This window comes from Streptomyces sp. NPDC002328 (genome assembly GCF_042890065.1).
Lineage (GTDB): Bacteria > Actinomycetota > Actinomycetes > Streptomycetales > Streptomycetaceae > Streptomyces.
This window is the reverse complement of sequence record NZ_JBIARQ010000001.1, coordinates 1,233,709-1,251,350: the sequence shown is the minus strand read 5'-3', so window position 1 is coordinate 1,251,350 and position 17,642 is coordinate 1,233,709. Positions and strand designations below refer to the sequence as shown.

16 protein-coding genes, 1 tRNA gene and 1 pseudogene are annotated in these 17,642 nt (G+C 73.1%); 4 read left to right on the top strand and 14 right to left on the bottom strand.

Annotation, left to right across the window (positions count from 1 at the left end; genetic code table 11):
* Positions 1-54: 54 nt before the first annotated feature.
* The 6 genes from ACFYX4_RS05540 to ACFYX4_RS05515 all read right to left on the bottom strand — a co-directional run bounded on the left by ACFYX4_RS05540 (position 55) and on the right by ACFYX4_RS05515 (position 4,932).
* Positions 55-813: an IclR family transcriptional regulator gene (locus ACFYX4_RS05540; RefSeq protein WP_389326192.1), complete on the bottom strand. Its 759-nt coding sequence runs from the start codon at positions 811-813 to the stop codon at positions 55-57.
* A 117-nt stretch (positions 814-930) separates the two neighbouring features.
* A complete protein-coding gene (gene ehuA / locus ACFYX4_RS05535; protein ID WP_389326189.1) occupies positions 931-1,713 on the bottom strand; it encodes an ectoine/hydroxyectoine ABC transporter ATP-binding protein EhuA in 783 nt (260 codons plus the stop codon).
* Positions 1,703-2,353 (bottom strand): ectoine/hydroxyectoine ABC transporter permease subunit EhuD, encoded by a 651-nt coding sequence (ehuD, locus tag ACFYX4_RS05530; RefSeq protein ID WP_389326186.1) that lies wholly within the window; start codon positions 2,351-2,353, stop codon positions 1,703-1,705. Before ehuD ends, ehuA begins: the two co-directional genes overlap by 11 nt.
* Entirely contained in the window at positions 2,350-2,994 is a 645-nt protein-coding gene (gene ehuC / locus ACFYX4_RS05525; RefSeq protein WP_389326183.1) for an ectoine/hydroxyectoine ABC transporter permease subunit EhuC, read from the bottom strand. The genes ehuD and ehuC overlap by 4 nt, the downstream gene beginning before the upstream one ends.
* Positions 2,991-3,905, bottom strand: a complete 915-nt coding sequence (gene ehuB / locus ACFYX4_RS05520; RefSeq protein WP_389326180.1) for an ectoine/hydroxyectoine ABC transporter substrate-binding protein EhuB — start codon at positions 3,903-3,905, stop codon at positions 2,991-2,993. The genes ehuC and ehuB overlap by 4 nt, the downstream gene beginning before the upstream one ends.
* Before the next feature lie 76 nt (positions 3,906-3,981).
* Positions 3,982-4,932 (bottom strand): D-2-hydroxyacid dehydrogenase, encoded by a 951-nt coding sequence (locus ACFYX4_RS05515; protein WP_389326177.1) that lies wholly within the window; start codon positions 4,930-4,932, stop codon positions 3,982-3,984.
* A 139-nt stretch (positions 4,933-5,071) separates the two neighbouring features.
* Between ACFYX4_RS05515 and ACFYX4_RS05510 the strand changes: the two are divergent.
* The 3 genes and pseudogenes from ACFYX4_RS05510 to ACFYX4_RS05500 form a co-directional block, all read left to right on the top strand.
* Positions 5,072-5,227, top strand: a pseudogene (locus tag ACFYX4_RS05510) (decarboxylase); the annotation flags it as partial.
* Positions 5,224-5,955: a decarboxylase gene (locus ACFYX4_RS05505; RefSeq protein ID WP_389326174.1), complete on the top strand. Its 732-nt coding sequence runs from the start codon at positions 5,224-5,226 to the stop codon at positions 5,953-5,955. The pseudogene ACFYX4_RS05510 and the gene ACFYX4_RS05505, both read left to right, overlap by 4 nt.
* A 258-nt stretch (positions 5,956-6,213) precedes the next feature.
* Entirely contained in the window at positions 6,214-7,335 is a 1,122-nt protein-coding gene (locus ACFYX4_RS05500) for an LLM class flavin-dependent oxidoreductase (protein ID WP_389326762.1), read from the top strand.
* On the opposite strand, the gene ACFYX4_RS05495 is transcribed toward ACFYX4_RS05500, so the two are convergent.
* Positions 7,314-9,221 carry a putative bifunctional diguanylate cyclase/phosphodiesterase gene (locus ACFYX4_RS05495; protein WP_389326171.1) on the bottom strand — a complete coding sequence of 636 codons (1,908 nt, stop codon included), beginning with the start codon at positions 9,219-9,221 and terminating at the stop codon, positions 7,314-7,316. The genes ACFYX4_RS05500 and ACFYX4_RS05495 overlap by 22 nt on opposite strands.
* Positions 9,222-9,506: 285 nt before the next feature.
* Here ACFYX4_RS05495 and ACFYX4_RS05490 point away from each other — a divergent pair, with 285 nt between their 5' ends.
* Positions 9,507-10,811: a M6 family metalloprotease domain-containing protein gene (locus ACFYX4_RS05490; RefSeq protein WP_389326167.1), complete on the top strand. Its 1,305-nt coding sequence runs from the start codon at positions 9,507-9,509 to the stop codon at positions 10,809-10,811.
* Positions 10,812-10,860: 49 nt separating this feature from the next.
* Here the strand turns inward: ACFYX4_RS05490 and ACFYX4_RS05485 are convergent.
* From ACFYX4_RS05485 to ACFYX4_RS05455, 7 genes are all read right to left on the bottom strand, one after another.
* Positions 10,861-10,934 (bottom strand) — tRNA-Lys (locus tag ACFYX4_RS05485).
* The gene (locus ACFYX4_RS05480) at positions 10,925-11,578 is read right to left on the bottom strand and encodes a bifunctional DNA primase/polymerase (RefSeq protein ID WP_389326164.1); all 654 of its coding nucleotides are present in this window, start codon (positions 11,576-11,578) and stop codon (positions 10,925-10,927) included. The genes ACFYX4_RS05485 and ACFYX4_RS05480 overlap by 10 nt, the downstream gene beginning before the upstream one ends.
* 209 nt (positions 11,579-11,787) lie before the next feature.
* Positions 11,788-12,156 carry a hypothetical protein gene (locus tag ACFYX4_RS05475; RefSeq protein ID WP_389326161.1) on the bottom strand — a complete coding sequence of 123 codons (369 nt, stop codon included), beginning with the start codon at positions 12,154-12,156 and terminating at the stop codon, positions 11,788-11,790.
* Positions 12,157-12,476: 320 nt separating this feature from the next.
* Positions 12,477-13,817, bottom strand: coding sequence for an AAA domain-containing protein (locus tag ACFYX4_RS05470; protein ID WP_389326158.1), 1,341 nt, complete (start codon positions 13,815-13,817; stop codon positions 12,477-12,479).
* Positions 13,814-15,439 (bottom strand): hypothetical protein, encoded by a 1,626-nt coding sequence (locus tag ACFYX4_RS05465; RefSeq protein ID WP_389326155.1) that lies wholly within the window; start codon positions 15,437-15,439, stop codon positions 13,814-13,816. The genes ACFYX4_RS05470 and ACFYX4_RS05465 overlap by 4 nt, the downstream gene beginning before the upstream one ends.
* The gene (locus ACFYX4_RS05460; RefSeq protein WP_389326759.1) at positions 15,430-16,551 is read right to left on the bottom strand and encodes a hypothetical protein; all 1,122 of its coding nucleotides are present in this window, start codon (positions 16,549-16,551) and stop codon (positions 15,430-15,432) included. The genes ACFYX4_RS05465 and ACFYX4_RS05460 overlap by 10 nt, the downstream gene beginning before the upstream one ends.
* The gene (locus ACFYX4_RS05455; RefSeq protein WP_389326152.1) at positions 16,502-17,455 is read right to left on the bottom strand and encodes a phosphatase PAP2 family protein; all 954 of its coding nucleotides are present in this window, start codon (positions 17,453-17,455) and stop codon (positions 16,502-16,504) included. The genes ACFYX4_RS05460 and ACFYX4_RS05455 overlap by 50 nt, the downstream gene beginning before the upstream one ends.
* Between the last annotated feature and the right edge of the window lie 187 nt (positions 17,456-17,642).

The following is a 17,642-nucleotide window of genomic DNA, read 5'->3' as shown; positions in this document are numbered from 1 at the left end:
CGGGAGGGTGCTCCGCACCACGGGCGACGGCGCCCCGCACCACGGCCGGGAGGGCTACAGGGCCAGGGACAGCAGTACCGGTGCCGCGCCGCGGTTCAGGGTCTCCGCTGCCTGGCGCAGACGGTGGGCGTGCCGCACGGGGAGGGACAGGGCCAGACAGCCCGCGGCGGAGCCGGCGGTGAGCGGGACGGCCGCGCAGACCGTGCCGACGGCGTACTCCTGGAGGTCGAGCACCGGGACCGTGGCGGGCTGGGCCTCCAGGCGGGAGAGCAGCAGCTTGTCGCTGGTGATGGTGCGCGAGGTGAGGCGGGCCATCTTGTGCCGGGAGAGGTGGTCGCGGCGGCCGTTGTGGTCGAGCTGCCCGAGCAGGCTCTTGCCGAGCGCGGTGGCGTGCGCGCAGGAGCGGAAGTCGACCCACTCGTTGACCGCGGGGGCGGCCGGGCTGTCCGCGTACTGGGTGACGGTGACCTCGCCGTCGACGTACCGGCTGACGTAGACGGCGGCGCCCACGGAGTCCCGCAGCCGGTCCAGGACGTGCTGGAGCTGCTCGCGCAGCGCCTGCTCCCGCTGGTGCGCCGAACCCAGGCGGGCCAGGGCGGCGCCGGCGACGTAGGCCCCCTCGGCGACCTGCTCGACGTACCCCTCGCGGCGCAGCATCCGCAGGAGCGGGGTCAGCCGCCGGCTGCCGAGGCCGGTCCGGCGGGCGAGGTCGGCGTCGGTGACGCCGTCGGTGTGCCGGGCCACTGTCTCCAGGACGCGCAGGGCGTCCTGGGCCGAGTGGTACGGCGCGGTCGGCTCGTGCGTCAGCGCCACGGTCTCCCCCTGCGGTCGCTTGCTGGCCTGATCCGGACGGCGAATCATCTCCACGATAACGGCCGAGGGGGTGACGGGGAGCGGGTGTCGGCGAGATTGCGGGGCTGACGCGCGGTGTCACAGCACGGCGCTGAGGAACTCCCGTGTGCGCTCCTGCTCCGGCGAGCTGAAGATCTTCTCCGGCGGACCGGACTCGATCACCCGGCCGGAGTCGAACATCAGGACCTGGTCGGAGATGTCCCGGGCGAAGTTCATCTCGTGGGTCACGCAGAGCATCGTGATGTCGGTGGAGTTGGCGATGTCCCGGAGCACGTCGAGGACGCCCGCGACCAGCTCGGGGTCGAGCGCCGAGGTCACCTCGTCGAGCAGCAGGATCTGCGGCCGCATGGCCAGCGCCCGCGCGATCGCGACCCGCTGCTGCTGCCCGCCGGAGAGCCGGGAGGGCTTGGCGTCGCACTTGTCGGCGAGGCCCACCAGGTCGAGCAGCTCGCGCGCCCGCTCCTCCGCCTCGTCCTTGGACAGGCCGAGGACGTGGACCGGGGCCTCGGTCAGGTTTCTCAGCACGCTCATGTTCGGGAACAGGTTGAACTGCTGGAACACCATGCCGATCTTCTTGCGGACCTCGCGGACCTGCTTCTCCGGAGCGGGGAAGAGCCGCTGCCCGTCGACGGTGATGGTGCCCTCGTCGGGCTTGGTCAGCGTCATCAGCAGCCGCAGGATCGTGGTCTTGCCGGACCCGGAGGGGCCGATGAGCGTGACGTGCTTGCCCGGCTCCACGGAGAAGTCCAGGTGGTCGAGGACGGTGTTGTCCCCGAACCGCTTGGTGACCTGCTCCAGGCGGATCAGCTCGGTGTTCTGCGGGACGGCGTCGGTCGTGGTCTTGCTGGTCTCAACGGACAAGGCGTCGCTCCAGGGTGCGCAGGAGGAGGGAGGCGAGATAGGAGATGACGATGAAGGCCACGCCGATCACCGTCAGGGGCTCGGTGAACTGGAAGTGCTCCTGGGAGAAGAGCCGGGCCCGGCCCAGCAGGTCCAGGACGGTGATCGTCATCAGCAGCGGGGTGTCCTTGAGCATCGCGATGACGTAGTTGCCGAGCGCCGGCACCACCCGGCGGACCGCCTGCGGAAGGATCACCGCACCCCAGGTCCGGCTCCTCGGCAGGTTCAGCGCCGTCGCCGCCTCCCACTGGCCGGCGGGCACCGCGTCGATGCCGGCCCGGTAGACCTGCATCGTGTACGTCGAGTAGTGCAGGCCGATCGCGAGGACGCCGGTCGCCATCGCCGACAGGGTCACGCCCCACTCCGGCAGCACGTAGAAGAGGAAGAACAGCTGCACCAGCAGCGGGGTGTCGCGGATGAACTCCGTGACGATGCCGACCGGCCACTGCACCCACCGTGTCGGCGTCCGCATCAGCAGCGCCCACACCAGCCCCAGCGAGAAGGAGATCAGCGAGCCGAGAACCAGTGCCTGGAGGGTGACGAGCAGGCCGTCCCAGAACATCGGCATGAAGTCGGAGACGGCGCTCCAGTCCCAGTTCATCGGGCACCCGCCTTCAGATGGTGTTCCAGTCCGCGCATCACCCGCGTCAGCAGGAAGGCGATGACGAAGTAGAGGAGCAGGACGTACGTGTAGATCTCCGCGCTCTCCTGAAGCGCGAGGCGCACCAGGTTGCCGCTGAAGGCGAGGTCGCCCATGCCCATGACGGACACCAGGGCGGTGCCCTTGAGCAGCTCGATCAGCAGGTTGGAGAAGGGCGGGATCATCTCCGGCACCGCCTGCGGCAGCAGGATCTTGCGCAGCCGCTGCCCGGGTGTGAAGCCGAGCGCGATGCCGCCCTCCGTCTGGGCGGGGCTGACGGCGTTCAGCGCGCCGCGCACGATCTCCGAGCCGTACGCGCCGTAGGTCAGGCCGAGCGCGAGCGTGCCCGCCCACATCGGCACCAGTTGCCAGCCGAAGGCGAGCGGCAGCACGAAGAACACCCAGAAGATCATGACGAGCGCCGACGTGCCGCGGAACACCTCGGTGTAGAAGCCCGCGAGGAAGCGCACGAACCACCGCCGGTGGGTGCGCGCGATCCCGACGGCGAACGACACCGCCGCCGCCAGCAGGGCGCTGAACACGAGGAGTTGGACGGTCGTCCAGATCCCCTTGAGGACGAGGTCCCAGAGTCCGGAGGTCATCCGCCGCAGAGCTCCTTCGCCGTGAGGTCGGTCATCTCCGCCTCGGTGAACCCGAAGGGCTTGAGGATGCGGAACAGCTCGCCGCTCTTCTTCAGCTTGCGCAGCTCGACGTTGAAGGCGTCCCGCAACTTCGTCTCGGTCGGCCGGAACGCGAACGCGCCGCCGTCGACACGCGGTTCGCCGTCGACGAGCGGGGCGAACGGCTTGGCCGCCTCCGCCTTGGCCGACTTCTTCACCACGTCACGGACGGTCACGGCCGTTCCCGCGAACACGTCGACCCGGCCCGCCTCGACGGCGTTCAGACCGGCCACCTGGTCCGGCATGACGAGGATGTCGCTCCGCTTGTAGCCGGCCTCGACGGCGTGCTCGATCTGGGCATATCCGGTCCCGGTCGCGAAACGCGCCTTCTTCTCCACGACATCCTGATAATTGTGAAGATTCTCGGGATTCCCCTTCCGGACGATGAAGGAATCCAGCATCTGGTGGTCGGGATCGGCGAATATCACCTGCTCGCAGCGTTCGGGGTTGACATACATCCCGGCGGCCACGACATCGAACTGCTGGGAATTCAGACCCGGAATGAGCGAGCCGAACTCGGTGGGCACGGGCTGCACCTCGTCGATGCCGAGCCGCTTGAATATCACCCGGGCCAACTCCGGTGCCTCGCCGGTCATCCGGCCGTCCTTGTCGATGTACCCGAAGGGGATCTCACCGGCTATCCCGAGCCGTACGACGCCCTGTGCGCGCAGCCGTTCCAGCAGGTCGCCGCCGGGTGCGCCGGAGGCCGTGGCCACGCGCGAGCAGCCCGCCGCGCCCAGCGCGCCGAGCGCCGCCACCCCCGCGAGCAGCGACCGGCGTGTGGGGTTCGCCGTCCGTGGGTCCTGTCTGACGTGCCTGTTCGGTGGAGCCATGGCGGCGCGGCTACCCGGGACCACACGAGTTATGCACCGGGGAAACTCGCGCCCCATGGAGCACTTATGTATTCGTTCAGTGTCCCGGGACGTATCCGCGCTGCTTGTCGACGACATTCACCAGCGGCCGGCCCGCCGCCCACCGCTCGAACAACTCCACGAACTGCGCGCCCAGTTCGTCCCGCCAGCCCACCGTGTCCCCGCTCATGTGCGGCGACACCAGCAGACCCGGCATCCGCCACAACGGGCTGTCGGCGGCGAGGGGTTCGGCCGCGAAGACGTCCAGCGCCGCGCCCGCGATCCACCGCTTCTCCAGCGCCTCCACGAGCGCGTCCTCGACGACCAGCTGTCCCCGGCCCACGTTCAGGAAGCAGGCGGACGGCTGCATCACGCCGAAGCGGCGGAGGTCGAACATGCCGCGCGTGCTCTCGGTGAGCGGGGCCGCCGCGACCACCCAGTCGGCACGGGCGAGCAGCCGGTCGAGGTCGTCCGGGCCGTGGACGCCGGTGCGCGGGACCCGGCCGACGAGCGCCGTGGTCACCCCGAGCGCCTTCAGCGTGCGCACGACCGCCCGGCCGATCGGCCCCGAGCCGACGACCACCGCGCGCGTCCCGGCGACCCGCCGGCTCTCCCGGTGCCGCCACTCCCGCCGCCCCTGGAGCTCCCAGGTGCGCGGCAGGTCCTTCGCCAGCGCCAGGACGAGGGCGGCGACGTACTCGGCGATCGGCTCGTCGAAGATGCCGCGCGCGTTCGTCACCACCGTGTCCGACGCGGCCAGCTCCGGGCACATCAGATGGTCCACGCCCGCGCTCGCCGTGTGCACCCAGCGCGGCCGGGCCCCCTCGCCCGGCCAGGCGGCGCGCACCGCGTGCGAGGCGAAGTCCCACACCAGCAGCACGTCGGCGGCCGGGAGGCGCTCGGCGAGCGTGGCCGCGTCGGCGTGCACCACCCGGGCCCGCCCGGTGAGCCGCCCGAGCCGCGGCGGGGGATCGGCGTCGAGGACGAGGAGCGTGGGGACGGCGGCCATCCGGTGCTCCTTCCTCGCGGCTTCCGTGACCAGGAGCTCGACGTGCGCGGATCGACCACGTTCGCACCCGGGTCCACCGCCGTCAACACGCACCTGGGTCCACCGCCGTCAACACGGCCGCGCACACGGCCCGTTGCGGCGCGTGCCGGTGATCTCGGCCAACCGGGTCACGAGGGGGGCGTCGCTGCGCCGAATGGGTACCCGGGCCGTGGGGCCCCACCCGGCCCTGCTGGACGAGGGGGCGCGGCAGCGGCCTCCCGTACTGCCGGAAGAACAGCAGGAAGGCTGGACATGACCGCACTCGGATTCCTCTACCCGGGCCACTCCGCCGAGGACGACTACCCCCGCATCGAGCAGCTCCTGGGCAGCGACATCCGGGTGGACGTGGTTCACACGGACGTCGGCGAGGACGCCCACCGCGTCGACGCGCTGCGGCAGATCGGCACGCCGGAGCGGCTGGCGAAGGGGGTCGAACAGCTGCGGCTGTCCGGCGCGGAGGCCGTCGTGTGGGCCTGCACCAGCGGCGGCTTCGTGCACGGCTGGGAGGGCGCGCACGAGCAGGTGCGCACCCTGGCCGTCACCGCGGGCCTGCCGGCCTCCTCGACCTCCTTCGGCTTCGTGCACGCGGCGCGGGAGCTGGGCGCGGCCAAGGTCGCGGTCGGCGCGACCTACCCGGAGGACGTGGCCGGGCTCTTCGCGGAGTTCCTGCGGACCGGCGGCCTCGAGGTGAGCGCGGTGCGCGGCTCCGGGAGCGGCACGGCCGCCGAGGTCGGCGCCTGGGGCGAGGCGGAGGTCTTCGCGCTGGCCCGCGCCGCCGACAGCCCCGACGCGGACGCGGTCCTGCTCCCCGACACCGCCCTGCACACGGCCGCCCATCTGTCGGCCCTGGAGGAGCGGCTCGGCAAGCCGGTCCTCACCGCCAACCAGGTCACCGTCTGGGAGGCGCTCCGGCTGGCCGACCGGCGGGTGAACGCGCCGGGGCTGGGCGCGCTGTTCACCCGGGAGCCGATCGTGCAGGCGTGAGCGGCTCCCGGACGGAGGCTTGCGCGAGGAGCGGACGGTGAGGCGCGGGCCCGGGTGCGCGCCGAGCCGGGCGCACCACCGAGGAGTACGGGGCGTATCGCCGAGGAATAAGCGGGGACACCCTCCTGTTAGCCGTGCGAGGACAGCGCACGCCGAGATCAGGAGGAACCCGTGGCGGCAGACGAGACGGCGGCAGGCGGGCAGCCGGCCGACGGGAAGCCGACAGGCCTGAAGCCGGCCGACGCGAAGCCGACAGGCCTGAAGCCGGCCGGTGAGCGGCGGGGAGCCGAGACCGCGGCCGACGGCATCCGAGGCGTGGCGCACGGCGCCGCCCCCGTCCCCCTCTCCGTCCTGGACCTGGTCACCGTGGGCTCCGGACGCACCGCCGGCGACGCCCTGCGCACCAGCGTCGACCTGGCCCGGCTCACCGAGGCCCGCGGCTTCCACCGGTACTGGATCGCCGAGCACCACTCCATGCCGGGCGTCGCCTCCTCCTCGCCCGCCGTGATCCTCGCCCACCTCGCCGCCCACACCGACCGCATCCGGCTCGGCTCGGGCGGCGTCATGCTGCCCAACCACGCCCCGCTGGTGATCGCCGAGCAGTTCGGCACCCTGGAGGCGCTCGCCCCGGGCCGCGTCGACCTGGGCCTGGGCCGCGCCCCCGGCACCGACGGCGCCACCGCCGCCGCCCTGCGCCGCACCGACCGGCTGAACGAGGGCGCCGACGACTTCCCCGAGCAGCTCGCCGAGTTGACCCGCTTCCTGGACGACGACTTCCCCGACGGCCACCCCTACCGCCGCGTCCACGCCGTGCCCGGCCCCGTCCAGTCCACCTCGCCCGGCGGGGTGCAGTCCCGGCACCGCCCGCCGGTCTGGCTGCTCGGCTCCTCCGGCTTCAGCGCCCGGCTGGCCGGTCTGCTCGGGCTGCCCTTCGCCTTCGCCCACCACTTCTCGGCGCAGAACACGATCCCGGCGCTCGACCTCTACCGGGACTCCTTCCGGCCGTCCGCGCTCCTCGACGAGCCGTACGCCGTCATCGGCGTCTCCGTGCTCGCCGCCGACGACGAGCGCGAGGCCCGCCGCCAAGTGCTGGCCACCGGACTGAACATGGTCCGCCTGCGCGGCGGACGCCCCGGCCTGTTCCCCTCCCCCGAGGAGGCGGAGGCGCACGAATTCACGCCGCTGGAGCGGGAGTTCGTCGACTCCTGGACGGCGAACATCGTCCACGGCACCGCCGACGAGGTCCGCTCCGGCCTCGACGACCTCCACAAGCGCACCGGAGCCGACGAGTTGATGCTCACCAGCCACGCCCACCGCGGCGAGCTGCGCCTGCGCTCCTACGAACTCGTCGCCGACGCCTACGGGTTGCCGACCGCGTAGGCGGCGCCCTCCAGCAGCTCCGAGATACGGTCCGGCGTCACCGGGCGGGAGTACAGCCAGCCCTGCCCGGTGTCGCAGCCGATGCTGCGCAGCCGGGTGGCCTGCGCGGAGGTCTCCACGCACTCGGCGGTGACGGTCAGTCCGAGCCGGTGGGCGAGGTCGATCATCGCCGCGACGACGACCTCGTCGGCCGGGTTCGGCGGCGCGTCCGGCCCCTCGTGCTGGAAACCCCGCACGAACGACCCGTCCAGCTTCAGCACCGACACCGGCAGCCGGCTCAGATAGGCGAGGTTGGAGTAGCCGGTGCCGAAGTCGTCGATGGCGATGTTCACGCCCATGTCGCTGAGGGCCTGGAGCGCCTGCAACGGCTGCCCCGCCGAGCCCATCACCGCCGACTCGGTCAGCTCCAGCTGGAGCAGGCGCGGCGACAGTCCCGTCTCGGCGAGGGTCCGCGCCACGTCCGCGACCAGGTCGGAGTCCCACACCTGGCGGACCGCCACGTTGACGCTGACGAACAGCGGCGGCTCGTCGGGGTGTTCCGTCTGCCAGCGGCGGGCCTGCCGGCAGGCGGTGTCCAGCACCCAGCGGCCGAGCGGCACGATCGAGCCGTCCTCCTCGGCCAGCGCGACGAACCGATTCGGCGGCAGCAGACCGAAACGCGGGTGGTCCCAGCGCACCAACGCCTCCACCCCGCGCAGCCGTCCGTCCGACATGCCCACCAACGGCTGGTACTCCAGCCGGAATTCACCGCGCTCGATGGCGGGTCGCAGTGTGGACGCCAGTGCCTGACGGGTCATCAGATGAGCGTTGCGCTCCGGGTCGAACAGCGTCCAGCGGTCCTTGCCGTCCACCTTCGCCCAGTACAGGGTGGTGTCGGCGGCCTGCATCAGCCCGGTGGCGGTGGTGCCGGCCGCGTGCCGCTCGACGACCCCGATCGACGCGGACACGTTCAGCCGCTGGCCCGACAGGTCGAACGGCGCCTGGAGCGCCTTGAGCACGCACTCGGCGAGATCGGCGAGCTGCTCGGTGCCGGTGGAGTCCTCCACCAGCAGCGCGAACTCGTCCCCGCCGAGCCGGGCCACCAGCGGCACGCTCGGCCGGGTCCGCCCGGCCTCCTCGGCGCAGGCGGTGAGCCGCTCGGCGACGGCGGCCAGGAGACGGTCGCCGACCCGGTGGCCGAGGGTGTCGTTGACGGCCTTGAACCCGTCGATGTCCAGGTAGCACAGCCCGATCCGGCCGGTTCCGCCCTCGCCGTACGGCTCCGCCTCCAGCGCGGCCGACACCCGCTCGAAGAACAGGGTGCGGTTGGGCAGCCGGGTGACCGGATCGTGCATCTGGAGGTGGCGCAGCCGGGCCTGGAGGTCGTGGTGGGAGCTGATGTCGGCGACGGAGAGCAGGACGCCGGGGGCGTCGCCGTCGAGGAGCGCGCCGTCGAGGGGCGCGACCGTGATCTGCGTCCACAGCGAGCGGCCGTCGGGCTGCTTCAGCCGCCGGGTGCAGCGCAGTTCGGCCCGCCGGCCGCACAGCACCTCGCGGTAGGCGTGCCAGGTGCGGGGGTCGGCGGCGAGGTCCAGCAGCTCGCCGGCCGGCCGCCCGACCAGGGCCATGCGGTCGCCGCCGAGCAGCGCGCCGAACGCCTCGTTGGCGTCGGCGACCAGACCGGCGCTGTCGACGACGGCCATGGCGAGGGGCGCCGCCGCGAAGACACGGCGGTAGTCGGACGCCTGACCTGACGCCGGACCCGGTGGGGTCTGACGTGGGGAAGCCTCACGTGGCGAAGCCTCACGTGGGGAGGCCTGACGTGGAGACGTCTTGATGTCACTCTCTGTGACGGCGGACCGGTCGAGGTCTGCCGCGGGCGTCGGCCCTTCGGACGTTCCGCTCACCGCTCGCTCCCGCAGTGCACTCGATCTCTGTCCGCGCAGGAAAGTGTGCCGATCATAGAGGCTGCCCCCGGACGCGCGCAGCCACTGCCCAGTGTCCCGGAACAACCGGTGCTTCTGACAGATCGTTTCTGCCCGCAGCTGGCCCGGTTCCGCGGATCGCGGACCGCTTGTGACGTTCCGTGAGTGTTCCGGGGGTGTCGGCGCTGATGTCCCGGTTCCGTCCCCTCACTCGTCCGGGGCAGAAAAACAGGGCGTAGTACGACAAATCAACACAGGCTGGGTGCGGTGTCCCGTGAACCGTCCCCGGAGGTCTTCGTGCCGCGACCGCTCCCGCGCCCCCGACTGCGCAGCGCCGCGGCCCTGTTGACCACCCTCACCGCGTTCGCCGCGTGCTGCCTGGTCAGCGCCCGTCCGGCCGAGCCGTTCTCCGCCGCTCCCTGCGCCCTGAAGCGCACCGGCGCCCACCATTCGGAGGGCCTGGACACCTGGAACGCCGCCTATCCGCGGCCGGACCGCACGGTCGACGCGGTGATGATCTTCCTGTCGTTCCCGGACTCGAAGCCGATGAGCACACCGGCCGAGCTGACCGCCGACCACTTCCCGGCCACCAGCCACTTCTTCCAGCGGGCCTCCTACGGGAAGTTCACCCTGCGTCCGCATTCGCTGAAGCGCTGGATCCGGATGCCGAAGCCGTCCACCGCGTACGCCATACAGCGCGACTGGGGCGCCGCGCACCGCGCCGCCTATCTGCGCGACGCGCTCGCCGTCGCCGACGCCCAGGTCGACTTCTCCCGCTACGACGTCGTCTACTTCGTCGCCGACCCGGACGCGCCCGGCGTGGACTCGGACGCCACCAAGGTCGTCAATCTGCGCACCCCGCTGCGGGCCGACGGCGCCGACATCCGCCGGATCGTCACCGTGTTCGAACAGCATCCGCCGGACCGGCTGGTCCTCGCCCATGAGACCGGCCATGTCTTCGACCTGCCCGACCTCTACCACCGGCCGACGGACGGCAAGGGCGACTGGGACACCCATGTCGGCGACTGGGACCTGATGGGCAGCCAGTTCGGACTGGCCCCGGATCTGTTCGCCTGGCACAAGTGGAAGCTGGGCTGGCTGGAGCCGCGGCAGGTGGTGTGCGTGCGGAGCGGGGAGCCGGCCCGGCTGACGCTGGAGCCGCTCGGCGCGGGGCCCGGCACGCCGGTGACGCTGCCCTCCAGGTCGCCGGCCTTCGGACTCGGCGGCGGCGTGAAGCTCGCGGTCGTGCGCACCGGCGCCGACAGCGTGCTCGCCTTCGAGGCGCGCGGCCCGGTCGGCAACGACGGCTCGGCCTGCCGCGCCGGGATCCTCGTCTACCGCGTCCACAGCGGTGAGGCGTCCGGCGGCGGCCCGGTCGAGGTGATCGACGCCCACCCCCGCACCGAGGCCTGCTGGGAGGACTCCGTCTATCCGCCGCTCGCGGACGCCCCCGTCGCCTTGGGCGAGACCTTCACCGTGCCGGGGGAGGACGTGCGGGTGGAGGTGCAGGGGCGGACGGTGGCGGGGGCGTGGACGGTGAGGATCACGACGGGGGCGGGGCCGCGGGCGTGACGGAGAACGCGGAAGGCCCCTCGCTTCCGCGAGGGGCCTTCCGGTGTCGTGCGCCGCCAGGGACTCGAACCCCGGACCCGCTGATTAAGAGTCAGCTGCTCTAACCAACTGAGCTAGCGGCGCCTGCTGACGTCGTAGACCTTAGCATCCTGGTCGGCGGGGTGAGAAATCGATATGCGCACGGCTGAGCGGGCCGCCCGGACGGCCGCCCAGAGCAGGATTTCCGGGCCCGGCAGCCACGGATGACGGGTGTCGGGGGCGACCACCCAGCGGGTGGAGGTGTCCCCCGGGGAGGCGAGCGGGGCCGGTACGGTCACGGCGTCGCCGTTGCCGTGGCACAGGAGCGGCGGGACGGTGCCCGTACGGCCGTCGGAGCGGCCGTCGGCGCTCCACTCCTCCCACTCCAGCAGCGAGGGCAGCCGCTGGGCGGTGCCCGGCGCGGCGAACAGCAGCGTCCGCCCGCGGAACGCGGCCACCGGTCCGGAGCCGGGCCCGTCGCCCCACAGCCGGTCCAGCATCAGCCGGCCGAACATCGCGGGCGCGCTGACCACGTCGAAGACGGAACCGCAGGGCAGGACGACCGGGGCGTGCGGCCGCTCCTCCCACAGGGCGAGCGTGCTGCGGGGGTAGGCGCCGGCGGAGGCCAGCCAGGCGGCGCCGTCCACGGTGACGACGGCGACACCGGGCTGACCGCCGGGGCCGCCGGGGCTGCCGGGGCCGACGGGGCCGACGGTGGAGGCGGGCAGGGCGTCCCATACGCTGCTCATGCCCCCTGTCTACCGGCGGTGAGGATCCGATCGCCCAGAGTTGCGGGAAACCGGGACGGAAGCGGGTGGGAGACGGTATCTTGCCCGCCTGGCATATGCCCTGGGCCTTACCGGCGGTGAGTGCTCTGTTGCTCACGCGTCCGCCGTGCCAGGAGCGGCTGACCGACGTCAGACGTTTGATGTCAGACTTGTCAGACGTGTCAGACGTGTCAGACGGGGTCGGCGTACCCCCGGCCCTCGACCTCGCCCCTCATGAGGTCCCGGCCGAACTCCACCATCTTCTTCGCGTAGTCCTCGGTCCACTCCGCCCGCTCGGCGATGTCCGCCGGGGTGAGCCGGTCGAACCGGCGCGGGTCGGCGAGCTGCGCCGCGGCCATCGCCTGGAACTCCAGCGCCCGGTCGGCCGCCGCCTGGAACGCCACCGTCAGCTCCGTCGCCCGCGCCAGCAGCGCGCCCGGGTCGTCTATCGACTCCAGGTCGAAGAAGTGCTCAGGGTCACCGGCCGCCTCCGCGGGCTCGAAGAGCAGGGGCGCGGGGCGTAGCCGCGGTTCGTTCCGACGCGGCGTGGGCTCCGCCATGTCTTGTCCTCCTCCTACGGTCGGGATGGCACCACTGATGAGCGGACCACCCTCCATTGTCCCCCGGCAGTGCAAGGGGGCCAGAGCCCCGCACTCTCAATCCGCGCGCGCCCCGCGTTGTTCCCTACCCACCCCAACCCCACCCGACATCACCCCTTCCAGCGCACCCGGCGCTCCGCGAGGCGGGGTCAGGGGCGCCAGCGCACCCGGTGTTCCGTGAGGTGGGCCAGGACTGCGTGGTTGGCTTCCCAGCCGTCCGGGGCTGTGCCTTCCGGCCGCCTCCGGCGGCGTGCCGGACTCCGTCCGGCGGGCGGGCGGGGTCAGGGGCGCCAGCGCACCCGGTGTTCCGTGAGGTGGGCCAGGACTGCGTGGTTGGCCTCCCAGCCGTCCGGGAATTTTACGAGGGTGCCCAGTTGGACCGGTTCCGTGGACGGGTAGTCGTCGAGGAGGTCGGTCACTCCCTCGCGGCAGACCACCACGCACGCGTGGCGGTGGCGGGAGGCGAGGACGCAGAGGCGGCCCGTCTCCAGGTGGAAGGCGGTGGCGTCGGGGCGGCCGGACAGGGGGTGCAGGATCACCGTGACGTCGTACTCTCGGCCCTGGAGCCGGTTCGCGGTGTCCACGGTGACGTCCGCTACGCCCACGTCGGCGAGCGCCGCGCGGATCGCCGACGCCTGGTCGCGGTGGGCCGTGCCGACGGCGATCCGGTCGGCGGTGAGGGGCGTGGCGTCCGGGGAGCGCTCCGAGGTGGCCGCGCCGCCCCGGTCCAGGAGCCGGCGGACGACCGCCGCCACCGCGCGCACCGCCTCCGGGTCGGTGCGGGGCGTGTGCCGCGCGGGCAGTTCCAGCAGGCCCCAGCCCGACTCCGCCGCCTCGTCGATCACCCGGTCCGGGCCGGACCCGTCCGACGGCACGGCGAAGGACAGGCGCCGGTCGCCGTGGCCGGTGCCGCTGCGGAACGGGGTGTAGGGGTAGAACGCGTCGGAGACCAGGGGCGCCGCCGACGCCGGGAGCCGCCAGGACACCGGCAGCCGGTGCTGCGGCAGTTCAGGATTGTGCGCCAGCAGCGTCGACACCGCCGAGGCCGACGGGTCGTACGACAGCCCCGCCCACTGCTCGCTGCCGACGATCGCGAACGGGTCCAGCTGCCCCGGGTCGCCCACGAACAGCGCCCGCTCGAACAGCCCGGCCACGGCCAGCAGTCCGTCCGAGCGCATCTGGTACGCCTCGTCCACGATCGCGTGCCGCCACTGCTCGTCGACCTTCACATGCGCCCACTTGGCCGCCGTGGAGATGACCACGGGCAGCCCGCCGAGATCGCCCGCCTTCGCCGACGTCCGTACGTTCGGCAGGGCGTCCAGCGCCTTGTCGTAGGCGTCGGCGTCGCTGCTGTGCAGTCGGCCCACCGGCAGCTCGGGGCTCTTCTCGGCGAGCCGCAGCACCAGGTCGTCGACCTGCGCGTTGGTCTGCGCCACCACCATCAACGGGCGTCCCGCGTCGGCGAGTTCCAGCGCCGCGCGGACCACCAGCGTGGACTTGCCGGCGCCGGGCGGGGAGTCCACGACGACACCGCGCGCGGTGCCGTGCAGCGTGTCCCGCAGGATCGCCTCGGTGGCGCGGGCGGCGGCCGTACCGGGGTCGAAGGCGGCCTCGGTGGTCACAGGACGTCCTCCCTGGTGACGGTGTCGGGTGCTTCGGGCGTCTGCTCCCCGGGCGGCCCGCCGTGCGTCCACGGCGTCTCCTCCGGGTCGGGCAGCTTCGCGCCGCCGCGCTGCTCGTGCTCGAAGAGCGTGAAGCAGAGCCGGTCGCCCTTCTCGGGCACCGACCCCTGCTCGGGCTCCTTGCCGCGGCCCATCTTGTCGACGATCCGCAACACCAGCAGCGCCCCGTCCGCCCCGCTCTCCCCTCGCCCCCCCTGTTCCCGTTCCTCCCGCTCCACGAACTCCGCCGCCTGCGGCTTCCCGCCCAGGGAACGGAACACCTTCGCCCGCTCCGCGAGATGCGGCCGGTCCTCCGTGCGCACCGTGACCAGCGGGCGCGGGCTCGGCCGCTTGCCCTCGCTGTACGCCATGACGACATCGACGACCTCGCCCGCGAACGCCTCCCCGGCCAGCCGCCGCCCCGCCATCACCAGCGGATCGTCCAGCGCCTCCTGCGCCTCCAGCCGGGCCTGTTCACGCTCGCGCGTGGCGAGCTTGTTCGCGGCGGTGACGGCGTCGTCGCGGCGCGGCTGCGGCGGCTCGCCCGCCACTACCCGGTCCCGGTGGCCGGTGAACGACCAGCGGTCGCGCGTCCACCGCTCCTCGACGTGCGCCCCCTCGGGCAGCGTCCGCAGCAGGTCCAGGCCGCGCCACACCGCGTCCCAGGTGGGCCGCGTCCGGCTCTCGACCAGGTCGCGGATCTCCCGCTCGGCGGCGGTCAGCGCGCCCAGCCGGTCATCGGCCTCCAGACCGTCCTCGGCGGAGGCCAGGGCGGTGCGGGCCCGGTCGTAGCGCTCGACGGCGGGGGCGAGCAGCTTGTTGTCGAACGCCGGGTCCGTCGCCGGACCGGCCGGTGGGCACAGCAACTGGCCCTGCCCGTCGCGCCCGAGCTCGGCGCGCAGCGCGGCCTCGGCCCCCGTCGTGTCCCCGGGCGGGTCGATCCAGGCGAGCAGCGCCCCGAGGTGCTGGTCCTCCAGGCTGGACTGCCCGGTCGCCCAGTGCCGGCCGAGCACCTCCGTCAGGGCCAGCAGCAGCGACGAGCCGGGCACCCGGGCCCGCTCGCCGTAGTGCGTGAGCCACCGGCCGAGCAATGGCACGCGCGGGGGCGCGGGATACGGCGTCTCCGGGTCCTGCTCCGCCGTACGCCGGAAGCGCATGGAGCGGCCCAGGAGGCGGACGAACTCGACGCCGGCGCGGCTCGGCACGATCAGCTGGGGCGCGTCGGCGCACAGGTCGACCTCGACCTTGACCCGCTTGCCGGTCTCCGGGTCGGTCTCGGTGCGCTCGGCGGCCTCCACGACGTCGGCGTAGGAGTCGACGTACGGCAGGACGACGTCGGCCAGCTCGGCGAGGAAGGCGAACCTCTGGTCGCGGTCGCGCGGCTGGGGGACGGCCAGCAGCCGGGGCGCGTCCCGGTCGGCGCCGACGAGCGCGCCCAGCGGGGCGCCGGCCTCACCGGCGGTGGTCAGCGGCACGAACACCAGCGGGCGCGCGGACAGATGCCGGTGCCGGACGGTGGCGGCGGGCTGGGCCCGGCCGGTGGCGACGGCCTCGAGACGGGCGAGGGTGGCGATCAGCGACACATCGCCCCCAGGGCCTCGCCGCGCAGCCGCGCGGCCCGGCGCAGGGCCGCGACCGCCGGGTCGTCGGGATCGCCTGCCTCCCCGCGCGCGGCGGCCAGCACGTCCTCGACCGTCGTCAGACCGCCCAGTTCGGCGCGGACCGGGCGGCCCAGGGTGGTCACCGCGCCGTCCGCGCGGGAGCGGCCACGGCAGTGGAACGCCAGCTCGCACGCGGACAGGCATTCCGGCGCGTACGTCGCCGGGACCGACTCGACGGCGGCCATGAGCCGGTCGGCGGGCAGCTCGGGGGAGAAGCACGTGCCCTCCGGGAGGGCGTCGGCGATCTCCTCGATGCGGGTGAGCCGGGCCAGCTGGCGGTGGGTGACGGCGCGCTGCTTGCGGACGTCCACGGCGGAGGCGGTCGGCAGGTTGGAGAAGTCCTTCGGGCAGACGAGGAGCACCCGGTGGCGCACGGCCGGCGCGGGGTCGAGGCGGGCGGCGACCTGCTCCAGCGCCAGCACGTACACCGCGGCCTGGCGGGCGGCCGCGCCGACCTTCGCCGGGTCCGCCGAGCCGTCCAGCATCGGGAACGACTTGATCTCGACGACGGTCCAGGTGCCGTCGGGGTGCACCACGACCGCGTCCGGCTCCAGGAAGGCGGGGGAGCCGGCGACGTCGAGCGCGAGCATCGGATGGTCCAGGAGCGTCCAGGAGCCGGTCGCGTCGGTGGCCTCGCGCAGGGCCAGCGCCGTCCGCGCGGTACGGCCCTCGGGGCCGATCGCCGTCAGGTCGGGCACGCTCGCCCCGGCGGGCGGTTCGGCGCGCGGGTCCAGCCTCTCGTGCACCAGGCGCAGCAGCTCCGTGCCGCCGTCGGCTTTCACCCGCGCCTCGAAGGCGTTGCCGCGCGTGAGGGCGAACTGCGACTGGCCGAACGCCGAAGGCGAGCCCAGCGCGCTCGCCAGCGCCGTCTTGTTCACCCCGGCGCCGTCGAGGATCGCGCGCCGGCTGCACCCCGGGTTCGCGGCGAGCGCCGCGAGGGCCCGGGCGTCCAGCGCCTTGGCGGGTACGTCGGGGCCGCGCAGCTCAGCGAGCCGCTGCCGGAGCGCCGTCCCCCGCGTCCGTGGGGGAGGCACCCGGCTCGGCTCCGCTGTCGAGGCGCGGCTCGCGCTGCCGTGGAATTCGCTCACCCGTGGAAGTCTGGCATCCGCCACTGACAATCGTGGCCTGTGCGGCGGGGGAGGCCGTCGGGGCGAGCGGGGCGCGCGCCTCGCGCCAGTCCCGGATCCGGTCCACGCGGCGCGTCACGACCGGCGCCAGCAGCAGCCCCAGGCCCATCACGGCCGCGCCCGCGACCGCGTCGAGGAAGTAGTGGTTCGCGGTGCCCATCACCACGATCGTCGTCACCAGCGGGTAGACGACGGCCGCCGTCTTCGCCAGCGGGGTGCGGCCGTGCCGCCACAGCATGACCCCGCACCACAGCGCCCAGCCGACGTGCAGGCTCGGCATGGCCGCGTACTGGTTGGTCATGCCGCCCATCCCGCGCGGCGCGCTCGCCTCGGCGCCCCACCAGCCCCATGAGCTGTACTGCGCCATCGTGTCCACGAAGCCGTGCTCCGCCGCGAGCAGGCGGGGCGGGCAGGTGGGCAGCAGGGTGAAGCCGACCAGGCCGATCATGGTCGAGGTCATCAGCCAGGTGCGGGCGGCCCGGTACTGGACGGCGCGCGAGCGGAACAGCCAGACCAGGATGACCGGCGTCACCACGTAGTGCAGCGACGCGTACCAGAAGTCGGCGGGTATGCCTATCCACGCCTGGGTCCTGAAGAGGCGGTTCAGCGGGTGCTCGGCGTTGAGGTAGAAGAGCTTCTCGACGCGCAGGATCGCCAGACCGTTGTCGACGGCCGTGGAGACGTCACCGCGCGCGAGCAGGCGGCCCGCCGTGTAGCAGGCGTACACCAGCAGGATGAGCGGCAGCTCGGTCCACCAGCGCAGCCGGGTCCGTGGGTGCGCCTCGGTGCCCTGTGTCTCGGTCTGCGGCATCCGATTGCCTCCCCCTTCTCGTCGCTGCCGCGCCGGTGGCACGGAGGTGACACTTTACGGCGTGTGCGTGCGTCCCTTCAGAACGCCCCCGGACCTCAAGAGACGCTGAGATCGCCCGTCGGGTTGCCCCCCTCCAGGGTGAGCGATGATGGAAGGGCTCCGCAGCTGATCAGTCCCCTGGTTCTCC